General features: G+C 35.7%; 9 protein-coding genes. 1 reads left to right on the forward strand and 8 read right to left on the reverse strand.

The window, feature by feature from the left end; translation table 11 throughout:
• Positions 1-58 precede the first annotated feature (58 nt).
• The 5 genes from U0839_RS07550 to U0839_RS07570 all read right to left on the reverse strand — a co-directional run bounded on the left by U0839_RS07550 (position 59) and on the right by U0839_RS07570 (position 5,228).
• Positions 59-1,054: an aldo/keto reductase gene (locus tag U0839_RS07550; RefSeq protein WP_122123250.1), complete on the reverse strand. Its 996-nt coding sequence runs from the start codon at positions 1,052-1,054 to the stop codon at positions 59-61.
• A 197-nt stretch (positions 1,055-1,251) separates the two neighbouring features.
• Positions 1,252-2,334 (reverse strand): AI-2E family transporter, encoded by a 1,083-nt coding sequence (locus U0839_RS07555; protein WP_155565111.1) that lies wholly within the window; start codon positions 2,332-2,334, stop codon positions 1,252-1,254.
• Positions 2,335-2,424: 90 nt separating this feature from the next.
• Positions 2,425-3,234: an ABC transporter ATP-binding protein gene (locus U0839_RS07560; protein ID WP_155565112.1), complete on the reverse strand. Its 810-nt coding sequence runs from the start codon at positions 3,232-3,234 to the stop codon at positions 2,425-2,427.
• 10 nt (positions 3,235-3,244) lie between these two features.
• On the reverse strand, positions 3,245-4,357 hold the full coding sequence (locus U0839_RS07565) for a glycosyltransferase 61 family protein (RefSeq protein ID WP_413550401.1): 1,113 nt from the start codon (positions 4,355-4,357) through the stop codon (positions 3,245-3,247).
• A gap of 43 nt (positions 4,358-4,400) precedes the next feature.
• Positions 4,401-5,228 (reverse strand): ABC transporter permease, encoded by an 828-nt coding sequence (locus U0839_RS07570; protein ID WP_155565114.1) that lies wholly within the window; start codon positions 5,226-5,228, stop codon positions 4,401-4,403.
• Positions 5,229-5,538: 310 nt separating this feature from the next.
• Between U0839_RS07570 and U0839_RS07575 the strand changes: the two genes are divergently transcribed.
• Positions 5,539-7,071: a transglycosylase SLT domain-containing protein gene (locus U0839_RS07575; RefSeq protein ID WP_230882732.1), complete on the forward strand. Its 1,533-nt coding sequence runs from the start codon at positions 5,539-5,541 to the stop codon at positions 7,069-7,071.
• A 161-nt stretch (positions 7,072-7,232) separates the two neighbouring features.
• Here U0839_RS07575 and U0839_RS07580 read toward each other — a convergent pair whose 3' ends face one another.
• From U0839_RS07580 to nfsB, 3 genes are all read right to left on the reverse strand, one after another.
• The gene (locus U0839_RS07580; RefSeq protein ID WP_155565115.1) at positions 7,233-7,466 is read right to left on the reverse strand and encodes a hypothetical protein; all 234 of its coding nucleotides are present in this window, start codon (positions 7,464-7,466) and stop codon (positions 7,233-7,235) included.
• A gap of 268 nt (positions 7,467-7,734) precedes the next feature.
• Complete coding sequence (locus tag U0839_RS07585) at positions 7,735-7,965, reverse strand: hypothetical protein (protein WP_155565116.1); 231 nt, start codon at positions 7,963-7,965, stop codon at positions 7,735-7,737.
• A gap of 299 nt (positions 7,966-8,264) precedes the next feature.
• Complete coding sequence (gene nfsB, locus U0839_RS07590) at positions 8,265-8,921, reverse strand: oxygen-insensitive NAD(P)H nitroreductase (protein ID WP_155565117.1); 657 nt, start codon at positions 8,919-8,921, stop codon at positions 8,265-8,267.
• Between the last annotated feature and the right edge of the window lie 51 nt (positions 8,922-8,972).

The following is an 8,972-nucleotide window of genomic DNA, read 5'->3' on the forward strand; positions in this document are numbered from 1 at the left end:
AATTAATTGGAAGCGTTGATCCCATTTAATGATTATAGAATAAACGCCCCAATTTATTTTATCGGCTTGGTGGAGCCATAAAAGAAGGTTCTATATTTTTCTTAATATGTTTGGCAAGAATTTCATCAAGTTTTTTATAGTCCTCTTTTGTCAATTGCCAGCCCAAGGCATCTTGAACACCATTTATCTGTTGGGGTTTTCTGGCTCCCCAAAGTGCAATATTGCCTTTATAACGATCAATGACCCAGCGAACAGCCAAGGCTAGCAAACTTTTATTGTAGTTTTTTTGTGCATATTCTTCCAAATCTCTAGTCGCTGCCAAATAATGTTCGAAAAGGGGTGGTTGAAATTTAGGATCAGATTTTCTCAAATCATCCCCCGTGAATTTAGTGTCTTTGTTCATTTTTCCACTTAACAAGCCACGGCAAATTGAACCGTAACAAAGGGTGGCTAATTTATGTTTTTCTGCGCAAGGAAGAATATCATTCTCGATACTTCTTTCGAACATGTTATATGGAGGTTGAATAGCGGCCAAATCGGCATATTGGCTGAATTCTTCAATTTGTTTGGTTGAAAAATTGCTGACACCGATTGCTTTGATCTTGCCCTCTTTTCTCAATTTTTCCATAGCCTGTGCCGTTTCCTTAATCGGGGTTTTATCATCTGGCCAATGAATTTGATAAAGGTCAATATAGTCTGTATTCAGTCTGCGTAAAGAATCCTCAATTTCTTTTTGAATACGTTTTGGGCTGGAATCTCTAAACATTTTACCAGAATTATCCCAATTTAATCCGACTTTAGTGGCCAATACAATATTATCTCTTTTCCCTTTTAAGGCTTTACCTACGACTTCTTCTGCATGGCCAAAACCATAAACTGGCGCTGTATCAATCATATTGATACCATTGTCTAGTGCTGCATGAATGGTTTTGATAGCATTGTCGTCATCGGGTCCTCCCCATGATGATCCGCCGATTGCCCATGTTCCTAGAGCAATTCGAACGATTGTTTTATCAATATTGTGGATTTTGATTGTGTCATGTTGATTAGTCATGATCCCTCCTTATAAGACTTAAATATTAATATCAATAATAAGTTTATCATGATTTATATTTTGCGCGTAATTATTATTTAAATATTAGTAGTAAAGATATTAATATTTAATTTTTCATTAATCCATATAAATGAATATTTAGTAATAATAGTAGTAAATAAAATTTTTATTTGTGTTTCTACAGTTTTATTATTGAATCATTCAATGGGGGGCAGTTCTTCATCTGATTTCAGTTTCGGAGTACTGGCATCCATAATGGCTAGTATTGCAGCTGTCAGAGGTGAAGCAAGGATCAGTCCTGGCATGCCTAAAATTGTACCAAAAACAGTTTGAGATAAGATAGTGACAGCAGGAGGCATTTTTACAGTATGTTTTTGGATAAGAGGTGATAAGACATTTCCTTCTAAAAACTGGATGATACAATATAAGATTATGACTAATATACCTTCTTTATTCCCTTGAGAAAAACCAATCAAAACAGCAGGAACAGCCCCTATGATTGCTCCAATATAAGGGATAAAATTCGCCATGCCGGCAACAAAACCCAATGCAAGGGCCAGGGGTACCCCAATAATGCTTAAACCAATGAAAGAGCAAATCCCGACGACTAGCATGTCCAGAGATTGTCCAGCTGTCCAGGACCATAAGGCATGTCCGCCAACCATTAATAACTTACGGATTTTTGGACGTTGACGACCTGGGAAAAGACGGAGTAGGCCATTACCGTATAAATTTGGTGAGGCAGCAAAATATAAACCCGCTATGAATACAACAAATATGGTGCCAAGAACCCCAAATACAGATGTAATGAAACCGGTCATTGAACCTGCAATTCTAGAGCCAAGGGTAAAATGAGCATTACTATTATTAGAACCCCCGCCAATAGAATTGGGAAGATAATTCATAATCATGTCTCCCAAGGGATTATTATGCAAACGATCCCTGAAAGTCCCGACTTGAGTTCCAAGAGCATGTTTTAATTTGATAATTTGTTCATTAATCTGCGGTCCGCTGGTTAGGATGACTGCACTAATAATGCCAACAATTAAAATTAAAACTATGGTCAGAGCTAGCCAGTGGGGAAGATGTGTATGTTTGCGAACGATCGTTGCAAGTCCCTTCAGAATTATGGCGGTTAGTGTTGCCGCAAAAATAATCATCATCAAATCGCCAATAAGCCAGATTGCTATAACCCCTACGGTCAGCAAGATGACAATTTGAAGAAGAGAATAGAGCTGTTCCTGTTGGGTTGGTTGTTCTGAATTAGAATTAGGAGACATTTTATTATATATTTATAATATTATGAATATGATCCATCATGCGATGATTGTTGTGATAATTCAATAGTTAAATAATATCATGTTGAGTTTTTAGAAAGAATTTTCACGCATGCTTTGTTCATAATGGCTGACTGTCTCTTCCACTGATCCGTCAGCGTATATTTCTCCAGCCTTTAGCCATATTACACGGGTACACCATTGCCTGATGATTGGCATGGAATGTGTTGTTAAAACAACAATTTCTGCCTTATTGATTATATTTTCCAATCGTTGTCTTGCCTTACCCTGAAAATTGTTATCTCCAGCCATGAACCATTCATCCATTAGCAAAATATCTGGGGTTACAGATGTTGCCAGACCAAAGCTTAATCGCATCATCATACCTGCAGAATATGTCTTGATTGGCAAATCAAGAAATTCATGCAATTGTGCGAATTCCTCAACATCTTTTTCCAGGGCTTTGATCTGCTCATTATTGTATTTAAGACGTTTACCCCTTAAATAAATATTTTCTCTACCAGAGAGAATACGGTTCATGCCTGCATTTGTATCCAATAAAGATTCTATTATACCGTTAGTAATGATTTTTCCAGAATTGGGTTCGTATATTCCAGTGATTGCACGAAGCAGGGTTGATTTTCCTGCCCCGTTGTGGCCGATCAATCCAACACGCTCTCCCGCTTTTATTGATAGATTGATATTTCGCAATGCTTGAACTGTTATACGGTTAGCATTGTCAACCAGAATATCAGCACCTGTTTTCTGGTTTAAGGATTGTTGTTTAGAGATGAACTTTCCTGCCTTAGCAAATAATGTTTTTTTTAAGGAACGATGATTGCTATGATAAAGAGGGAATTGTAATGAAAGTTCCTCTAATTTTATAAAACTTGATTGAGTCATTGATTGGATTTTATAACGCTCTTACATTACGAACAGTTTTTTTTAAAAATTCTATATTGATATTATCTTTTAGCATGTCAATAAAGCAGTAGTTGATATTGTTTGTGGAGGCTATTAAAAAAGGCCAGCATGATATGCTGGATTTATTTTTGTTAAAAGAGGTCAATTCCAATAAGGTTGTGTCTTTTTGACAGAAATATAGATTAATCAGTTCAGGACAATGTGGGGCTATGATAAATTCAGCCTGTGAAAAAAGTGCGATTTGTGATTCCCAGTCCATATTCTCTAAATGGATAATGGGTAAATTCAATTCATTACAAGTCTGGGTCAAGATTGATTGAAAATGATCAGAAAAACAGGGTTGATTTTTCTGGTTCGTTGCAATCAAGAAATTTGTGGGAAGGTCATTTTTATATCGGGAATTTTTGTTAATGAAATTGAAGATTCTTCTAGTGTCATGAAAATTGAAATAATCGTAAGGATAATGACTGTTTGGATGGAATAATGCTAGTTTTTTCGCTTTATATATACCGTCCTTCAAAAATATTGTACGAGAGTTTAGCTTAGCTTTTTCTAATGTGTTATCATATAATTCACGAGATATTAAATTACCAATGAATATATTATTGTTTCTATATTCAGGAATGGTAATTTTCATTGTTGTAGGTGTATATAAATTTGCCAGATAAGATTTTGACAGACAATATCCCATCCAGTGGTCGTATTGCATCCATTTGGGATCAAAAGCGAGAAAAATTTCTTCTAATAATTGTGCATCATTCAAATCAATCTTTATTTGATCTAAAGACTGATTTTTACAAAAATGAAGAGTTTCATCAATTAATTGTAAATCATTTGTTATAACTACACCATCGAATCCCTCTTGAACAATAAAATAAGCATTTTCAAGAATTGATAAAAAAAGATTTCCTTCAGGGATATAAGTTAGAATATCATTTAAATTGTTATTGTGCGGATCAATCTCAAATCCTAAATCATTTAAATTTTGCCCTTCGTAAGCCGGGATCAAGGGATGACGCAAACGTTTTGAATGATTAACTGAGCTTTTCAATACGCCAGGCGGGCGAAAAGTAAAAATAGAACAATTTTCCTTAATATTCATGGTTCAATCGCTTTGTATATCTTATAAATAAATAGTTTAAATTTTATATCCAAAAAGCCAGCCTTGTTCTCGACCGTATAAACATTATCCAAGCAAGTTCCCATAATACCAAACTATAAGCTAAAGCACTTAGATAAACAGAAATGGTAGGGATTTCTCCCAGAATAGGTCCCTTAATAATCTGCATCGTGCTGTATATTGGATTAAGCAAAAGTAATGATTGAAAATTATGAATCTGAGATGGCATCCACATGATCGGGGTAATATAATATACGATTTGTATCAGACTGTTGATTATTTGTGGAATGTCCCGAAAACGTGCACAAATACTTCCCAGCAAAATACTGATGGCGAGACTATTGATAATCCAAATAATAAATCCTGGTATGGATAATAAAATAATCGTTCCAGGCCATTTATGATAATAAATAAATACAAGAAAAGGAGTAATGCAGTTTAAAAAGGTAATCAGGAAATTCCTGATAACGGTACGGATTGCTTGCAAGAAGAAGGGAAGTTTTAATGAGTGGATGAAAGTATCTGTTTGTAGAAAACATTGACATGCATCAACAATCATACTGGCAATACCATTTTGCCAAAAAATTAGGGAAAAAGAAAGATAAGGTAGGTAGGTTTCCGTATGGATTTTAAACAGGGAACCGTAAATGAGACCAATTGCCAACATCATCGTCGCTGATGAGAATGTCATCCATATAGGCCCTAAAAGGGAACCCTTATAACGTAATTTGATATCTAGCCATGCCATTGAATAAGCCAGTTTCCACAATTTTAAACTTTCTTTGATATCGATCCAACATTGTAAATGTCGATAATAAAAATTCTGATTACTGGTTCGTATTTGCGTGGACATTTTAAAGATTAGACATCAATTCTTGTTGAAATAAAATAATTAGTCATGGTTTATCACAAAGAATAAAATATACACAAATCATTCTTCAAAAAATGACGGGGATTTTTTATTCTTATACTTTTAATAATAAGTTTTCTTACTCTATTGTAAAGAAATGCTTTATAATGTACACCTTAGATAGAATTCTTAAAGTGTTTATCTGATTCGTACAAGTCTTTGCAATCCGAACAGCTTCGTAAGATAACACTGAAAAAAAATGGATTTATTTGGAAATAAATTCTTTATGGAATGTAGATAAGGGTAAGGTATAATGAAGCGATCAGAAGATTTTACAGGATCTGGCGGAAAACTCAAATCTGGTTCAATGAAGTTTATTATTTCCAGACAAAACGAAAAACAACTTCATGATAAATCTCTTTATTTATCCCTGGTTCGTTTTGGTGTGCTCGGATGTATTGTTGGAATGTTGGCTGCATGTACAAACAATGCACCCCGTCAGCAACAAATACCTATTGCTCAGGAAGTTGCGCATTATAAAGCGAATGCCCGTTCTTACTATACTCCACCAGGGCCTCCAGAGGATCCATGGGGGCCATATATTCAGGAGGCATCTGCTCGGTTTGATGTGCCGGAAATATGGATTCGGGCAGTTATGCAGCAGGAGTCTGGTGGAAGTTTATATCATAATGGGCAACTGGTAACTTCTGGTCCCGGTGCGATGGGGTTGATGCAGTTAATGCCCCCAACATATGATGAAATGAAAATTGCTTATAATCTAGGGGATGATGCTTATGATCCTCATGATAATATCATGGCTGGAACGGCATATATTCGTCAAATGTATGATATTTATGGCTCTCCAGGTTTTTTGGCTGCATATAATGGGGGGCCTGGCAGATTGGATGATTTCTTAACACATAATCGTACATTACCTTTGGAAACCCGACGGTATGTTGCCTCAATTGGCCCTCAAATTCAGGGTATAAAACCAAACCGACAATCGCAAGCTGATTTGATGGTAGAGGGTCATGAAAATGGTATGGGTGTCAATGCAGTTCAATATGCTACGGCAACGCAACCCGGATTTCAAAGAATGGCATTGTCGCCTCAAGCTCAAGCAGTGCAGAATGCATGGCAAAATCGCCAGACAACAGAAACGCTTAATCAGGCCAGTCTTAATGGGACAAGCTCTGCAACAACTGATAGTTTGAACAGGCAAAGTTTACAAGGGGCAGGCTCAGCAGCGATACAAGTTGCTATGACATCACCACTGCCTTCACAGCCTGCTGTATCAACCTATCCAGTTAAATGGAAGAATTTTGACACTCATCCAGTTGCTTCTTCAACTGCACCATCAGTCGTTACGCGTCAAGATGTTAAATCAGCATGGCTGGCTAGGGGATATCAATCAACCCAGGCACCAGCAATGCAATCGCGTCCAATGCCTGTTCAGGTTGCATCAGCTCCGGCAGCTTTGCCATCAAGATCAGAACGGAAACAATATTATAGACCCATTTCCTACCAATTTCCAGCTGCAGAGGCTTCTGTAAATTATAATCGTAAAAGAGGTATGAATTTAACTAAAAAAGAAAATATGTCGTCATTATCAGGAAACTGGGGAATTCAGGTCGGAGCTTTTGCTTCATCAAGTCAGGCGAAAAATGCTATTGGTATTGCAAAAAATCGAGCTTCTCTTTTTTCAGGTAAACAACAGGTACAAGTCGTTCAAAAAGGTAAAAGCAAGATATATCGCGCTAGGGTGACAGGGTTAAGTCTAAATGCCGCCCAGATGGCCTGTAAAAAACTAACTGCTTGCATCATGGTAAAACCATCCAATAGTTAATGATTCTAAAATTTAATTCATTAGCTAATATTAAAAGCGTGCCAAATAATTATATGTTTAGTTCGCTTTTATTAAAAATTAAATTTTGAATACCTGCAATTTGGGTTCAGTTATTGTCCGAAAATATTGAAGGTCTGTTGCAATCTTCCGGTTCAACTGTTCTACTGCAATTCATGATCAGTATGGATTATGCATAATTGTTCTTTCAATTGCAATGGCATCAGCTTGGATATATAACTAACAGCAATAGTTGTAATGTCCGCCTGTTGTTTTATTTCTTTTTCAAAAAGAAATCTGAAAATATGGTTCGGAGGGGTTCTACAGATCAAGGTCAAGATTGCAGATGAAACGTGAATAACAGCAAAGCCTGGTTTTTCCAATCCCTTACAGAACAAGATGGATTTTTCCCGATTTTATCCGCTTTTGATTTAATCAGTATCGGAAATTTGCCCAAAAAGGAATGTTGGTAGAAATCTCTTTCTTGCGACTTAAAAAATCTCTAAAGGGAAACTCATGTGGTTAAATGAGTTTTTTTATATTAATCTGATCTGAGATTAGATAGTGGAGAAAGAAAATCATGTAGTAATATTCATTAACCATATGAATTTCAATGTCATCCAAACTGATTATTTTTTCGTTTCTATTAATTAATAAAATCCAGATTTAGTTTTTTGAATGCCCTTGATAGTCGTTACCGTTGGCACAGGAGAAATCATAAAAAATGGCTGAAGGAAAAGTGGTTTTCCAGCCATATGGGTCAGAGGGAAGAATAGGATGCATATCTTTGATTACGGGTTTTTCATGGAATATGAGTTGAAACTTTTCAACCGGCATAGGCCAGTTGAATGGCGACTGACATTGATGATTAACGTTGTATATAGAAATCAAGTTCATTTTTAGCTTGTTTTGCTTTTTCAGGCCATAATTCGACACAATGAGGAGAAGTTTGTCTTTTAAGTGAAACAGCTGTTGCCTTGATAATTAAAAAACCAGTTCCAGATTTAATATACTGCCAATATGAACAAGATACCAATCTGTTTTTTTCAACATCGGCACTATATTGGCATAATGAGGGTATGATAATACGGTTTTCCAGAGATAGGAAACCGATCGTTTATGGTACAAAAAAGTGAATCAATAATCTATTACTATTATTACACAATATTGTAATCGTTAAAAATCAGTTATCCTGATTAACAGAATGTAAAGAGTTCCTCTTTGGGGAAACGTGATTTAGGTTGTTTGGCGTTATAATCAGTTTCATCATGATAACCCAAAGTAATGACAAGAATACTTGTAAACCCTTTTTCTTTTAGGTGGAATTCTTTGTCTATAATATCTGCATCAAATCCTTCAATGGGACTGGCATCTATATTTGCTAACGAGGCACCTAGTAATAAGTTTCCAAGAGCAATATAACCTTGTTTTGCTGTCCAATTGGGAAGATCCTTTAGAATTTTTTTATGCAGATTCATATATCCGATGTAAAGATTGATAAATTCTTCCTTGTTTAAATTTGGGTTATGACGGCCATCCTTAATTTCTTGTTCAATAATTTTGCGAATATAGGCTTCATCCATATCTGTTTTTGAACAAATAACAATTGTATGTGAAGCACGGTCAACCTTGTGTTTATTATAAAGGAATTCTTCCCTTACCATTGATGAGGCAACGCGCTTAATACCATTTTCCGTGGAAGCGACAATGAAGTGATAAGGTTGTGAATTAATTGAAGTAGGTGTGTAGCGTAAAAGGTCAACTAACTGATTTATAATATGATCAGGAATTTTTTTTGTTGGATCATATCTTTTAGCGGTAAAGCGACGGAGTGCAAGTTTTTCGATATCCATGATTATCCTTACGTTAATAATTCATAATAAAATTATATACATGTAAAAAAT

The sequence above is a fragment of the Commensalibacter sp. A3DC genome, from assembly GCF_047307945.1.
GTDB classification, from domain to species: Bacteria; Pseudomonadota; Alphaproteobacteria; order Acetobacterales; family Acetobacteraceae; genus Commensalibacter; species Commensalibacter melissae.